The 13,725-nt window shown below is 70.4% G+C and carries 11 protein-coding genes; 4 read left to right on the forward strand and 7 right to left on the reverse strand.

The annotated features are described in order from the left end of the window. Nucleotides 1–53: 53 nt before the first annotated feature. Nucleotides 54–1,475, reverse strand: a complete 1,422-nt coding sequence (locus tag OG194_RS31970) for an MGH1-like glycoside hydrolase domain-containing protein (RefSeq protein WP_327404241.1) — start codon at nt 1,473–1,475, stop codon at nt 54–56. 120 nt (nt 1,476–1,595) lie between these two features. Here OG194_RS31970 and OG194_RS31975 point away from each other — a divergent pair, with 120 nt between their 5' ends. Both OG194_RS31975 and ppdK read left to right on the forward strand, forming a co-directional pair. Continuing rightward, nucleotides 1,596–2,798 (forward strand): ROK family protein, encoded by a 1,203-nt coding sequence (locus OG194_RS31975; RefSeq protein ID WP_327404242.1) that lies wholly within the window; start codon nt 1,596–1,598, stop codon nt 2,796–2,798. Between the two features lie 405 nt (nt 2,799–3,203). Continuing rightward, complete coding sequence (ppdK, locus tag OG194_RS31980) at nt 3,204–5,924, forward strand: pyruvate, phosphate dikinase (RefSeq protein ID WP_442811661.1); 2,721 nt, start codon at nt 3,204–3,206, stop codon at nt 5,922–5,924. Nucleotides 5,925–6,080: 156 nt separating this feature from the next. Here ppdK and OG194_RS31985 read toward each other — a convergent pair whose 3' ends face one another. Together OG194_RS31985 and OG194_RS31990 are read right to left on the reverse strand one after the other, a co-directional pair. Further along, nucleotides 6,081–6,509: a VOC family protein gene (locus tag OG194_RS31985; protein ID WP_327404243.1), complete on the reverse strand. Its 429-nt coding sequence runs from the start codon at nt 6,507–6,509 to the stop codon at nt 6,081–6,083. Nucleotides 6,510–6,776: 267 nt separating this feature from the next. Next, a complete protein-coding gene (locus OG194_RS31990; RefSeq protein ID WP_327407279.1) occupies nt 6,777–7,292 on the reverse strand; it encodes an excalibur calcium-binding domain-containing protein in 516 nt (171 codons plus the stop codon). Nucleotides 7,293–7,476: 184 nt separating this feature from the next. Between OG194_RS31990 and OG194_RS31995 the strand changes: the two genes are divergently transcribed. Next, nucleotides 7,477–8,403, forward strand: coding sequence for an oxidoreductase (locus OG194_RS31995; RefSeq protein ID WP_327404244.1), 927 nt, complete (start codon nt 7,477–7,479; stop codon nt 8,401–8,403). Nucleotides 8,404–8,442: 39 nt separating this feature from the next. Here OG194_RS31995 and OG194_RS32000 read toward each other — a convergent pair whose 3' ends face one another. The 4 genes from OG194_RS32000 to OG194_RS32015 all read right to left on the reverse strand — a co-directional run bounded on the left by OG194_RS32000 (nt 8,443) and on the right by OG194_RS32015 (nt 12,132). Further along, nucleotides 8,443–9,225: an SDR family NAD(P)-dependent oxidoreductase gene (locus OG194_RS32000; protein ID WP_327404245.1), complete on the reverse strand. Its 783-nt coding sequence runs from the start codon at nt 9,223–9,225 to the stop codon at nt 8,443–8,445. A gap of 70 nt (nt 9,226–9,295) precedes the next feature. Then, nucleotides 9,296–9,880 carry a TetR/AcrR family transcriptional regulator gene (locus OG194_RS32005; RefSeq protein ID WP_327404246.1) on the reverse strand — a complete coding sequence of 195 codons (585 nt, stop codon included), beginning with the start codon at nt 9,878–9,880 and terminating at the stop codon, nt 9,296–9,298. Between the two features lie 70 nt (nt 9,881–9,950). Continuing rightward, on the reverse strand, nt 9,951–11,090 hold the full coding sequence (locus tag OG194_RS32010) for an LLM class flavin-dependent oxidoreductase (RefSeq protein ID WP_327404247.1): 1,140 nt from the start codon (nt 11,088–11,090) through the stop codon (nt 9,951–9,953). A 130-nt stretch (nt 11,091–11,220) separates the two neighbouring features. Further along, nucleotides 11,221–12,132 carry a LysR family transcriptional regulator gene (locus tag OG194_RS32015; protein ID WP_327404248.1) on the reverse strand — a complete coding sequence of 304 codons (912 nt, stop codon included), beginning with the start codon at nt 12,130–12,132 and terminating at the stop codon, nt 11,221–11,223. 166 nt (nt 12,133–12,298) lie between these two features. Here OG194_RS32015 and OG194_RS32020 point away from each other — a divergent pair, with 166 nt between their 5' ends. Beyond that, nucleotides 12,299–13,702, forward strand: coding sequence for a M20 family metallopeptidase (locus OG194_RS32020; protein WP_327404249.1), 1,404 nt, complete (start codon nt 12,299–12,301; stop codon nt 13,700–13,702). The last annotated feature ends 23 nt before the right edge of the window (nt 13,703–13,725 follow it).

Raw genomic sequence — 13,725 nt, forward strand, 5'->3', positions numbered from 1 at the left:
CCCCTCCCTTGAGTCTCTTGGCGACCTTGACTTCTGTGTCACTGACGTCCGTGTCAGTCACGTGTGTCACTCATGTCGAACGTGCCGAGTCCCGTGGCGGACACGCCGTGTCCGGGGGGCTCGTGAAGCAGATCGAGGGTCAGCGCGGCGGTCCAGCTGAAGCCGGTCGCGCCGCACGCCTCGCCGTCGTACGGGTCGACGTACTCGGCGAAGTCGGTGGCGGCGGCGGTCTCCAGGACCGCCGTGCGGAGCGCGTCCGCGCGCGCCCGCTCGCCGTGCAGCCGCAGGCCGCGCTCCAGCAGCCAGCTCGTGTTGAACCAGGCCGGCCCGCGCCAGTACCGGTGCGGGTCGAACGCCTCGCCCAACAGGTCGTAGCTGGGCGGGAGTCGAGTGGTGTCGCCGAGCCCGAAGTGCTGGCCGGACGCCGTGCGGACGAGGGCGGTGGTGATGTCCCGGGGCAGGTCGGGGAGGAGGAGCGGGATCAGGCCGGAGACGCTGCGCTCGGGGATCAGCCCCTCGCCCCGTACGTCGCGGCAGAAGAACATGCCCTCCGCCGGGTCCCACAGCCGCTCGATCAGCACCCCGGTGAGTCGCTCCGCGCGTGCGTGCCGGGCCGTGCCCGTCGCGCCCAACTCCCGGGCGATACGGGCCAGTGCGTGCTCGGAGGCGATCAGCAGGGCGTTGAAGGACGGGTCCTCGACCGCGAACTCGCTTGCCCCGTCGGCGTATTCGCCGTCCCGGTAGTCCGTCGCGAGCCGCACGTAACGGCCGTAGTCGAGGTCCGTAGGCCGGTCCTCGGCGGCCCCGTGGTCGAGGTCGGCGCGGCGGAAGGAACGGGCCGGGGCCGGCGTGATCCGGCCCAACGGGGCGTCCCAGCAAGGGCTGTTGTCCATACCCTGTTCCCAGGGGTGCACGACCGACGCGAGGCCGCCTCCGCCCAGGTCCCGCCGGTGCAGCAGATAGCGGTGCCAGGCGGCCAGCCGGGGGTAGACACCGGCGAGGAAGCCACGTGCGCGGGAGAGGCCCGGATCGGCGCAGTGCACCAGCCACGCGGCCAGCGCGTGGACCGGTGGCTGCACGATGCCCGAGGTCTGTACGGTGCGCGGGGCGCCCGCGGTGCGTCCCGCGGTCGAGGAGCGCCAGAAGTCGGGGCTCGGGAAGTACGCGTCGAGCGGTACGGAGGGGTTGAAGACGATGTGCGGGATACGTCCGTCGCCCCACTGGGCGGCGAGCAGCGTCTCCAGCTCCGTCTGCGCCCGCAGCGGCGAGAGGTGCCGTAGACCGATGGCGATGAACGCGGAGTCCCAGGACCACTGGTGCGGATACAGACCGCGGGAGGGGACGGTTGAGGCACCCGTCCAGTTCCCTTCCAGTACGGCAGCCGCCCTGAGGTGCAGCGAACCTGACAAGGGTGGCGGATCGTATACGAAGGTGCGTTCCACGGGGAGGGCTGTGAGCTGGGCAGTGCGATCCACTCGGGACTCCACGAAACACATCGTGCCGACCGGTTCGGTCATGGCTACCGTAGGGTTACGTCTATTTAACACGCAAAACTCAATATGTAATGCAGGGTTGAGAAACACAAGGGGGTGCGCATGACTGGACGAGGTCAAGCGAGCGCCGGCGATCTGCTCGAACTGGTACGCACCGGGCGCGCCACGACCCGCGGCGCCCTCCAACAGGTGACCGGACTCTCACGCGCGACCGTCGGCCAGCGCCTGGACCGGCTCTTCCGCGCGGGCTGGCTGCGCGAGGGCGCGGGCGGCCCGGTGGACTCCCCGCTGGGCGGCAGACCCTCGATCACGCTGGAGTTCGACGACGCCCACGCCGTAGTCCTCGCGGCGGACCTGGACACCCGCCACGCGCGCGCGTGCGTCCTCACCCTCACCGGCGAGATCCTCGCCGAGCACGGCGGCACGCTGGTCATCGAGGACGGCCCGGACGCCGTACTCGGCGAACTCGGCCGCTGGTTCGCCGAGTTGCTGGAGAAGGCCGGGCATCGGGCGTCCGAGGTCTGCGGGATCGGTCTCGCCGTCCCGGGGCCCGTCGACAGCGAGACCGGCCGGGTCGTCCAGCCGCCGATGATGCCCGGCTGGGACGCCTACGACATAAGAGGCCGCCTGGCCCGCGCCTTCACCGAGCACACCGGCGCCCCCCGGGTCCCGGTCCTGGTCGACAACGACGCCAACCTCATGGCCTACGGCGAACAGCGCACCGGCCACCCCGACTGCTCGGCCTTCGTCCTGGTCAAGGTGTCCACCGGTATCGGCGCGGGAGTGGTCGTCGGCGGTTCCATCTTCCGGGGGATCGACGGCGGCGCCGGCGACATCGGCCACATCCGCGTCCCGGCGGGCGCGCAGGCGCTGTGCCGTTGCGGGTCCTACGGCTGTCTCGCCGCCGTCGCCAGCGGTGGCGCCGTGGCGCGACGGCTGGCCGAGACCGGGGTGCCGGCGGCGTCCGGCTCGGATGTGCGGGACCTGCTCGCGTCCGGGCATCCGGGAGCCGCCGCCTTCGCCCGCGAGGCGGGACGGCAGGTCGGGGACGTCCTGGCGACCGTGGTGACGCTGCTCAACCCCGGGGTCCTGATGATCGCGGGAGACCTGGCCGGCACCTCCTTCCTCACGGGCGTACGCGAGCTGCTGTACCAGCGGGCGCTGCCGCGCTCCACCGCTCATCTGCACGTGCTGACCTCGCGGCTCGGCGAGCGGGCCGGGCTGGTGGGGGCGGGGGCGCTGGTCGTGGAGCACCTGTACGCGCCGGAGCGGGTCGAGGAACGGCTGCTCGCGCTGGGCATGTGACGCCCGGGTTTCCGTCCCGAGACGCGTCCGGATGGTGAAATCCGGTCGGGTGTGGAAGCGTGATTCTCGCCACCTTTGATAGGGGTGGCGCTCAGGTGAGCGGATCTTGCGCGGCTGCACTTCTCCAAGGGGTGGCACTGCGTGCCACCCCTTGATCGTTCATCGATCGAAAACAGGCGAGCCGCAACCCGCTCGTATGAGCGAATAATCCCGCGCCTGAAGAGCGTTGCCTTCAAGAAGTGAAAACATCCGGCGGTGTTCGCTTGCCGAGCTTTGACTTTCGATCCGCTGGCGGACTACCGGTTACAGACGCATGACGTGCAAGTGGACGTACCCAGACGCCTTCGATCTGGGTATGTTCCTGGCCGTCAGGGCAGCCACCCGCGTCCCGAGGAGTCGAGACCCGTGTCGGAAAACAAAGAACCCCACGTAGTGAAGTTCGTCTACGACTTCACCGAGGGAAACAAGGACCTCAAGGACCTCCTCGGCGGCAAGGGTGCCAACCTCGCCGAGATGACGAACCTGGGCCTTCCCGTCCCTCCCGGCTTCACCATCACCACCGAGGCGTGCAAGACCTACCTCGACAGCGGGGACGAGCCGGCGGCACTGCGTGACGAGGTGAGTGCACACCTCGACGCGCTGGAGTCGACGATGGGCAAGAAGCTCGGGCAGGCCGACGACCCCCTGCTCGTATCGGTCCGCTCCGGGGCGAAGTTCTCCATGCCCGGCATGATGGACACCGTCCTGAACATCGGCCTCTCCGACAAGTCCGTGCAGGGCCTGGCGAAGCAGGCAGGCGACGAGCGCTTCGCGTGGGACTCGTACCGCCGCCTGATCCAGATGTTCGGCAAGACCGTCCTCGGCGTCGAGGGCGACCTCTTCGAGGAGGCCCTCGACAAGGCCAAGGACGCCAAGAAGGTCGTCGTGGACACCGAGTTGGACGCGGCCGACCTGAAGAAGCTGGTCACCCGGTTCAAGCGGATCGTCAAGACCGAGGCCGGCCGCGACTTCCCGCAGGACCCGCGCGAGCAGATGGACCTCGCCATCCACGCGGTCTTCGACTCCTGGAACACCGACCGCGCCAAGCTCTACCGCCGCCAGGAACGCATCCCGCACGACCTCGGCACGGCGGTCAACGTCTGCTCGATGGTCTTCGGCAACCTCGGCCCCGACTCGGGCACGGGTGTCGCGTTCACCCGCGACCCGGCCAGCGGCCACCAGGGCGTCTACGGCGACTACTTGCAGAACGCGCAGGGCGAGGATGTCGTAGCCGGCATCCGAAACACCGTGCCCCTCGCGGAACTTGAGCAGATCGACAAGGCGTCGTACGACCAGCTCATGCAGATCATGAAGACCCTGGAGAACCACTACAAGGATCTCTGCGACATCGAATTCACCATCGAGCGCGGGCAGTTGTGGATGCTCCAGACGCGGGTGGGGAAGCGGACGGCGGGTGCGGCCTTCCGTATCGCGACCCAGCTCGTCGACCAGGGTCTGATCGACGAGGCCGAGGCCCTCCAGCGGGTCACCGGCGCGCAGTTGGCGCAGCTGATGTTCCCGCGCTTCGACGACGAGGCGAAGGTCCAGCAGGTCGGCCGGGGCATCGCGGCCTCGCCGGGTGCGGCGGTCGGCAAGGCGGTCTTCGACTCGTACACGGCGGTGAAGTGGTCGCGTTCGGGCGAGAAGGTGATCCTGGTCCGCCGCGAGACGAACCCGGACGACCTCGACGGCATGATCGCGGCGGAGGGCATCCTCACGTCGCGCGGCGGCAAGACGTCCCACGCGGCGGTCGTGGCGCGGGGCATGGGCAAGACGTGCGTGTGCGGCGCGGAGGAGTTGGAGGTCGACACCAAGCGGCGCCGGATGACGGTGCCGGGTGGTCACGTGGTCGAGGAGGGCGACGTGATCTCGATCGACGGCTCCAGCGGCAAGGTGTACCTGGGTGAGGTCCCGGTGGTCCCGTCCCCGGTCGTGGAGTACTTCGAGGGCCGGATGCACGCGGGCGCCGACGACGCCGACGAGTTGGTCGAGGCGGTCCACCGGATCATCGGATACGCGGACCGCGTACGCCGGTTGAGGGTGCGCGCCAACGCCGACAACGCCGAGGACGCGCTGCGCGCCCGCCGCTTCGGGGCCCAGGGCATCGGCCTCTGCCGTACGGAGCACATGTTCCTGGGCGACCGCCGCGAGTTGGTGGAACGCCTGATCCTGGCCGACACGGACACTGAACGCGAGGAGTCCCTCAAGGCTCTTCTCCCGCTCCAGAAGGCCGACTTCGTCGAGTTGTTCAAGGCGATGGACGGACTCCCGGTCACCGTCCGCCTGTTGGACCCGCCGCTGCACGAATTCCTGCCGGACATCACGGAGTTGTCCGTCCGGGTGGCCTTGGCGGAGTCCCGCCAGGAGTCCCACGAGAACGACCTCCGCCTCCTCCAGGCGGTCCACCGCCTGCACGAGCAGAACCCGATGCTGGGCCTGCGGGGCGTGCGGTTGGGTCTGGTGATTCCGGGCTTGTTCACGATGCAGGTGCGGGCGATCGCCGAAGCCGCCGCCGAACGCAAGGCGGCGAAGGGCGACCCGCGCGCGGAGATCATGATCCCGCTCGTCGGCACGGTCCAGGAGTTGGAGATCGTCCGCGAGGAGGCCGACCAGGTCGTAGCGGAGGTGGAGGCGGCGACGGGCACGTCCCTGAAGCTGTCCATCGGCACGATGATCGAACTCCCGCGTGCGGCCCTGACGGCGGGCCAGATCGCGGAGGCGGCGGAGTTCTTCTCGTTCGGCACGAACGACCTCACGCAGACGGTATGGGGCTTCAGCCGGGACGACGTAGAGGCCTCGTTCTTCACGGCCTACCTGGAGAAGGGCATCTTCGGAGTCAGCCCCTTCGAGACGATCGACCGCGACGGCGTCGGCTCCCTGGTGAAACTCGCGGCGAAGGCGGGCCGCGAAACCCGCCCGGACCTCAAGCTCGGCGTCTGCGGCGAACACGGCGGCGACCCGGAGTCGGTCCACTTCTTCCACGAGGTCGGACTGGACTACGTGTCGTGCTCGCCGTTCCGGATTCCGGTGGCCCGGCTTGAGGCGGGGCGGGCGGCTTCGGTGGCGCAGGGGAGCGACCACCGCTGACGGACCCCGGAACTGCCGTCGGTCATCCTGACCCTCACCGACGCGGCGGCGGTTCCGGATCACGAGGGGAGGGGCGGGACCCTGTGCGGGGGTGCCGCCCCTCTCCGTGGTCCACCGGTCGCGAGGAGGGCTCGGCGGACCGCCGCCGGACAGGCCCTAGGGGCGGATGTAGGGCCGGGTCATGATCTCCATGTTGTGGCCGGCCGGGTCCTCGAAGTACGCGCCGTGACCGCCGAACAGGCGGTTGATCCCGCCGGGTTCGGTGTGGTGGGGGTCGGCGTAGTAGGTGACCCCCACCGCCTCCAGACGGGCGATCATGGCGTCGAACTGCGCCTCGGGCACGAGAAACGCGTAGTGCTGCGACTGGATCGGCTCGTCCCGCTTCTCGTAGTAGTCGAGCGTCACGCCGTTGCCGAGGTCGACGGGGAGGAAGGGCCCGAACGGAGCACCGACCTTCAGCCCCAGGATCGCGGCGAGGAACTCGGCCGACAGGTGCCGGTCCCTGGCGTAGACGGCGGTGTGGTTCAACTGGACGGCGGTCGCCGACAGTTCGGATTCGTGCGGGTGCTGTTGGGCGTACGGCATCAGTGGAGTGTCTCCGGGTCTTTGGATCCGCTGGGAGGGGCGCCGTATGCGGGCGCCGGTTCAAAGACGCGGAGAAGGGGCGGGCCTCTGGCCCGCCTCGCGCTCACGCCGAGGCCGGGACCCCAACTCGTGAATGGCCCATGGCCGACCCGGCAGTCACCCGACCGACCCTAGTGGCCAACTGCGCGCTGGGGCAACGGCGTTGTCACCAGGCGGCTCCACCGAGGCCCGGCGGCAGCGTCACCTGCCACCCGACCTCGGCCACCGTCACTCGCAGGCGACCCCGTCCCCGTCCCGGTCGAGGTGGGAGTCGTAGCCGGGGTCGCCCCTGTGGAGGGGCGTGACGCCGGCGGCACGGGCGGCGGTGCAGTTCGTGTAATAGGTGCTGCCGCCGCCGGAGTTGGTGTCTTCGGAGCCGGAGCCGGAGCCGGAGCCGGAGCCAGAACCCGAGCCGGTGCCTGCGGCCGCCTCCGCGGTGACCGTCTTCGTGACCTTGACGGTCTTGGTCGTGGTGACCGTGGGGGCGGGGGCCGGGGTGGCGGTCTCCGTCGTCGTCGCCGTGACGGTCGTCGTCGGCTGAGGGCTGGCCGCCGCGGGCTTCGCGTCGGACGTCGTGTCGGTCTTCTTGTCCTGGCCGGAGCCGCCCGCGCCGATGCCGATGAGGAAGGCCAGGGCGAGGGCGGGGAGTACGTAGCGCTTGCGGGCCCAGCGGGGTGCCGGCCGGACGGGCTGGAACGGCGGCTGGGGCTGGGGCATGGGTGGTGTGGCGTACGGGTGGGTCATCTCGTCCCCCTGTGTCCGGTGAGACATGGACCGTATTGCCCCGGTGAGGGCGGTGAAGGAAGAGTGACCATCTCGTGATGGATATGTCGCTCGGTGTGAGCGGAGCGGTGGCGGGTCGGCTCTCGTACGCTGAGATCCCAACCGCTCGCCGACGCTTGTCCGCACTCACCGAGGGAGCCCGATCATGTCCGGCTGGAACGAGAAGGCCGTCCCCGACCAGCGCGGCCGGGTCGCCGTCGTCACCGGGGCCAACAGCGGGCTCGGCTACGTCACCGCGCGCGAGCTGGCCCGCAAGGGTGCCCGGGTGGTGCTCGCCTGCCGGAGTGAGGTGCGGGGGAGTGCGGCCGCCGACCGGATCGTGGCCGAAGTGCCGGGCGCCGAGGCGCAGTTCGGGCGGCTGGATCTCGGGGACCTCGCGTCCGTACGGGAGTTCGCGGACACCTTTCCCTACGAGCGGCTCGATCTGCTCGTCAACAACGCCGGCGTCATGGCGATGCCGTACGGCACCACGGTGGACGGGTTCGAGACGCAGTTCGGGGTCAACCACCTGGGGCACTTCGCGCTCACCGGGCTGCTGTTGCCGGCGCTGCTCGACGCGCCCGACGCGCGGATCGTCACGCTCTCCAGCTTCATGCACGTGCTCGCCAACATCGACATCGACGACCTCAACAGCGAGCGCCGGTACAGCCGTTGGACCGCGTACTCCCGTTCCAAGACCGCCAACCTGCTCTTCACGCACGAGCTGGCGCGGCGGCTCGCGGCGGCCGGTTCGGGAGTGGTCGCGACCGCCGCCCACCCCGGATACGCGGCCACCAACCTCCAGACCGCCGGGCCGCAGGCGGAGGGACGCAGGGGTGCCGAGCGGCTCATGGAGATCGGCAACCGGGTCTTCGCCCAGTCGGCGGAGGCGGGCGCGCTGCCCTCCCTCTACGCGGCCACCGCCCCCGACGTGCGACCTGATGCGTTCTTCGGCCCCCGTATCGCCATGTGGCGCGGGGCGCCCGCGCCGTCCTGGCGGGCACCCTGGACTCTCAACGACGCTATGGGGCAACGCCTTTGGGCCGCTTCGGAGGAGCTGACGGGGGTTGTGTACGACCAACTCAAGGCGTGAGTCGTCGGGTTACCGGAATTCAAGCCAGGCCCCTGAGCCTCAAGCCGTCGCGCCGCTGTCCACCACCAGGTCCGTGCCCACCACCGACGCCGCGTCGTCCGAGGCCAAGTAGAGGACGGCGGCGGCGACTTCGGACGTGGCGGAGATACGGCCCAGGGGGAGCGTGACCCGTACCCGTTCGGCGCGGTCGGCCTCCGTCTCGCCGGCGCGCAGGGACATGGGGGTGTCGGTGGCACCGGGGCTGACCACGTTGATGCGGACGCCCTCGCGGATGTGGTCCACGGCTGCGCCCTTGCTCAGTACGGCTACGGCGGCCTTGGACGCGGCGTAGGCGGCGGCACCGGGGCTGCTCGTGTGCACGCCGAAGGTCGACGCCACGTTCACGATCGCGCCGCCGGACGGCTGGACGCGCATCTGCGCGATCTCGGCACGCAGGGCCAGGAACACGCCGGTCACGTTGATGTCGAGTTGGGCGCGCCAGTCCTCCTCGGTGAGGTCGGCGAGGGGTTGCCCGCCCCGGAAGATCCCCGCGTTGTTGACGGCCACGTCGAGCGAGCCGTACCGGTCGACGGCTGCCTGTACCAGGGCGTGGGCGTCAACTGCCCTCGAGACATCGGCAGTTACCGCGAAGGCATTCCCGCCTCCGCCCTGAGCCCCGACCCCGGCCTCGATCAACGCGACGGTCTCGACGAGTGGTTCGCGTCGGCGTCCTGCTACGACGACGTTCGCCCCCTCCGCCGCGAACGCGAGGGCGATCGCCCGCCCGATACCCGACCCCGCCCCGGTGACGAGGGCTGTCCTGCCGGAGAAGCGGTTGCTCATGGGCGAGCCTCTTTCTTGACCGATCGGTTCAGTATGGGTTCATGAAAACGCGCCCTGGAGCAGCGTGGGGTCAGTCCAGCAACGTCAACGCCTGCTCCGCCGCGTCCCGCACCCGCGCCGGGTCCCCGGACGCCCGGCCGACCACCCGCAACCCCTGCATCAGCACCAGCAGCATGCGCGCGAGGGCGAGCGGATCGCGGTCGGCGGGCAACTCGCCCTGCGCCTGCGCGCGCACCAGCGCCGAGCGCAACACCGCTTCCAGCTGGTCCCAGTTGCGCTCGACCAGCCGGGTCGCGGCCGCGTCGTGCGGGGCGAGTTCGGCGGCCGTGTTGGTCACCATGCAGCCCAGCGGCCGTAGTTGTTCGTCCGCCGCCTCGGCCGCGTACCGCCGTACGATCGCTCGCACGGGCGGCAACGCGGGGCCCGGCTGGGACAACTCCCGCACCATCGGGGTGAGTCCGGACCGGTCGTAGCTCTCCAGGGCCTTCAGGTACAGATCGTGCTTGTTGCCGAAGGTCGCGTAGATGCTGGCCCGCCCGATGCCGAGGTGCTCGACGATGTCGGACATCGACGTCGCCTCGTAGCCGCGCCGCCAGAACAGCTCCAGGGCTGCCCGCAGCGCGGCCTCGGGATCGAACTCCTTGGTCCTGGCCACGCCCGACAGCCTAGGTTTATCGAGAACGGTCAGTCAAGAATTCCTGTCTACGCACCTAGGAGCGCGCCGGTCACGCGAACTCCGGGATCAGCTCGCCCACCCGCCGGATGCTGTCCATCACCCGCTCGTGCGGGATCGCCCCCACCTGCTGGAAACACATCAGTCGGTCGATGCCCGCGTCCGCGTACGCCCGCAGCTTCTTGCGGCAGGTGTCGGGGCTGCCGACGATCAGGGAGTCCTGCGCCATCAGCGCCTCGAACAGCTCGTCCTCGGGGACGGTTTCGCCCTGGAGGATGCGGCCGATGGCGAGTTGGGCCGCGTTGGGGGGCGTGTCGACCTCGTCGCGCAGGAACGCGCCGGTCAGGCCGCCGCCGGTCGGGTCGGCCAGGATGCCCCGCTGGATCGTCATCGTCTCGACGAACGCGTCCGCCGCCTCGAAGAAGGTCAGCGCCCGGGCCGTGTACCAGGCCGCCGCCGCTGCCGCCCCGGACCGCAGCGCCTCCTCGTCGGTCTCGGCGCAGTGCACGAACGTGAAGAACGCGATCTGGTCGTTGACGAAGGCACCGACCGGCTGTTCGCAGTCGGCTACGGCCTCCCGGTACAGCTCGACCAGTCGCGCCACCCGGGTCAGCGGCTCCCAGAGGGTCGTGCCCAGGACGCCCACCCCGCGTCGGCCCGCCTCCTCGAACGACGCCGGGCTGGAGGCCGCCTGCCACAGGGGCGGGTGCGGGTGCTGGAGGGGTGCGGGGACGAGCGGTTGGTCGCCGGCGCCCGTCCACAGCCGGGGGATCTCCTCGAAGGCCCGCTGGGTCTGGGCGCGGGCGCCCTCGGGGTCCACGCCGAACATGCGCCACTCCGGCGCCGTGGACCGGGTCAGGCCCAGCTCCACCCGGCCGCCGCTCAACTGGTCCAGCCAGGCGGCCCGTTCGGCGACCCGACGCGGGTGGTTGATCTCGGCGGGTGCCAACACCGCCGCGTGCCCGAGCCGTATCCGGGACGTGCGCTGCGACAGTGCCGCCAGCAGCAGCTCCGGCGCCGAGCTGAGGCTGAACTCCGCCGCGCCGTGGTGCTCCACCTGCCACCAGCAGTCGTACCCCAACTCGTCGGCGAGCACGGCCTGTTCGACCGCCTCCGTGATCCGCCGGTGTTCGTGGTCCTCGGTCGCCCACGGCCTGGGGTCCTGGATCTCGCTGAACATGTCGAGCTTCACGTGCCGAACTGCCCTTCTCTCCGGCCGACTTGTGTTGGGAAGCGCTCCCACGCGGCCGGATCAGATTGTCAGGGAAGTGTGTTACGGGCGTGACGTCCCGCTGTGAGGCTCATGTGTAGGTGCTAGTGGTTCAGGAGGATCGGTCCCGCCGCAGTGACACCACCAGCAGTTCGGTGAACTGTGTCGCCGACCACGACGGCCGCCGCCCCGTCGCCGTCTGCACCTGCGCCTCGCGCTGCCGGAACACCGGGTGGTCGACGGGGACGTACGTCACGCCCTCGGTCGCGGCGCTCTGCTCTATGTCGCCGAGGTCTCCGACGAGAGCGAGGCCGCCCCCGGCACGTACGAACTCGTACTGCGGAGCGAGGCTGTCGCAGACCAGCGCCGGACGGACCGTGATCCCCTCCAACTGCGCCCCGATGTCGAAGAGTTCACGCTGACTCGTGCCCGGTGACGCCAGCGCGAGCGGGTACGCGCACAGGTCGGCGAGGCCGATGCGGTCGCGTCCGGCGAGTTCGTGACCGAGGGGGACGATCGCCGCCACCGGGACCACGACCGCGCACTCGACGCGGACGTCGTGCTGCGGGCCCATCGTGTAGGTGACGGCGACGTCGGCGAGCCCCTCGACCACACGCCGGGTCGCCTCCTGGCGGGCGACCACGTCCACGCGGAAGGCCACGTCTGGGTTGGTGCGCCGGAAGTCGGCGATCGCTCGCGGCACCAGCCGTCGCGCGAACCCCTCGGAACAGGCGACGGCGACACTGCGCGCCTCCGCGCCCCGTCCCGTCCTCAACTCCTCGACCAGCGTGGTCGATTCGGTCTCGGTGCGGCGGGCGTGGGCCAGCAGCCGCGAGCCCGCCTCGGTCAGTGTCATCCCGCGCGGATGCCGGGCGAACAGCGGGACCCCGATGCCGGACTCCAGCTTGGCGACCTGCCTGCTGATCGCCGAGGGCGCGACGTTCAGCGCGTGCGCCGCCTCGGTCACCGATCCGGTGCGGGCGACCTCCAGGAAGTAGGCGAGGTTCACCGGCAGAAGCTGCATACGAGGTCCCCTGTGGTCACGCCGGTGGTCGCGAAGTGCGTTGCCGAAAGTAGAACGCATCACGTCACAAACGGCAATGGTTGCGGGCCCGGATCCGCCCTACTCTGCTGGAACGACGAGAGCGCACCGCCCGCCCGACCGCCGCCCTCCCTGGAGAAATCTTCCCGTGATCCCTGAGAAACTGGCCCGTAAAGCCGAGGAGTTCGTTGACTCGGGCGCCTTCTTCACCGAGCTGGCCACCATGGTCGCGTACGCCACGGAGAGTTCCCGGCCCGAGGGTCGCCTTGCCATTGAGGCATACCTCGACGAGTTCCTGACCCCCGCCCTGACCGCCCTCGGCTGCGAGGTCGCGCGCTACGACAACCCCGATCCGGCGGCCGGCCCCTTCCTGATCGGCACCCGCGTCGAGTCCCCCGACCTCCCGACCGTGCTCGTCTACGGCCACGCGGACGTCGTCGAGGGCCAGGCCGGCCGGTGGAGTGAGGGCCGCGACCCGTGGACGCTGACCGCCGAGGGTGATCGCTGGTACGGGCGCGGCGCCGCCGACAACAAGGGCCAGCACCTGGTCAATCTGGCTGCCCTGCGTCTACTCCTCGCCGAGCAGGGCAAGTTGGGCTTCAACCTGACCTTCCTGCTGGAGTCCGGCGAGGAGATCGGCTCACCCGGTTTCGCTGAATTCGCCGCAGCACACCGGGAGTTGCTGCACGCCGACGTCCTCGTCGCCTCGGACGGGCCACGCCTGGACGCCACGACCCCGACGCTGTTCCTCGGCGCGCGCGGCGGCCTCGGGCTTCAACTCACCGCCGATCTACGGCCGGACGCCTACCACTCCGGCAACTGGGGCGGCCTGCTGCGCAACCCCGCGACCACCCTCGCCGGCGCCGTCGCGACCCTGGTCGACGGCCACGGCCGTATCCGCGTACCGGAGTTGCTGCCGCCACCGATCCCGCAGGAGGTCCGCGAGGCACTCGCCGGTGTCACGGTCGCGGCCTCGCCCGGTGACCCGGTACCGGACGAGGGCTGGGGCGAGCCCCAACTGACCGCCGCCGAACGGCTCTACGCCTGGAACACCCTCGAAGTCCTCGCCCTCGGCGCCGCCGACGCCGAGCGGCCGGTCAACGCGATCCCGGGCAGCGCCCGCGCGATCCTCCAACTCCGGTACGTCGTCGGCACCGATGCCGATCAGGCAGCCGCGGCCGTCGCCCGGCACCTGGCCGAGCACGGGTACCCGATGGTCGACGTCCGCGTACTCGGCAGCTTCGCCGCGAGCCGCACTCCGCTCGACGACCCGTGGGTGCGCTGGACCCGGACCACGTTGGAGGAGATCACGGGCGGTCCGATCGCCGTACTGCCCAACATCGGCGGGTCCCTCCCCAACGCCGTCTTCACCGACGTCCTCGGCCTGCCGACCCTCTGGCTGCCCCACTCCTACCCCGGCTGCCTCCAACATGCCCCTGACGAACACCTGTTGGCGCAGATCGCCCGCGAGGGCCTCGTCCTGGCGGCCGGCCTGTTCCACACGCTGGGCCGTCCACCGGCGGACCGACCGCTCCCCGTACAACCCCGATAGCCCCGATAGCCCCCGAGTCTCGG

The organism is Streptomyces sp. NBC_01288 (genome assembly GCF_035982055.1).
In the GTDB taxonomy this organism is placed as follows: domain Bacteria; phylum Actinomycetota; class Actinomycetes; order Streptomycetales; family Streptomycetaceae; genus Streptomyces.

Bases quoted from the DNA above. Each gene is read 5' to 3' on its own strand.
- OG194_RS31975 (WP_327404242.1), top strand. From the start codon at position 1,596: ATGACTGGACGAGGTCAAGCGAGCGCCGGCGATCTGCTCGAACTGGTA.
- OG194_RS31985 (WP_327404243.1), bottom strand. From the start codon at position 6,509: ATGCCGTACGCCCAACAGCACCCGCACGAATCCGAACTGTCGGCGACC.
- OG194_RS31990 (WP_327407279.1), bottom strand. From the start codon at position 7,292: ATGACCCACCCGTACGCCACACCACCCATGCCCCAGCCCCAGCCGCCG.
- OG194_RS31995 (WP_327404244.1), top strand. From the start codon at position 7,477: ATGTCCGGCTGGAACGAGAAGGCCGTCCCCGACCAGCGCGGCCGGGTC.
- OG194_RS32000 (WP_327404245.1), bottom strand. From the start codon at position 9,225: ATGAGCAACCGCTTCTCCGGCAGGACAGCCCTCGTCACCGGGGCGGGG.
- OG194_RS32015 (WP_327404248.1), bottom strand. From the start codon at position 12,132: ATGCAGCTTCTGCCGGTGAACCTCGCCTACTTCCTGGAGGTCGCCCGC.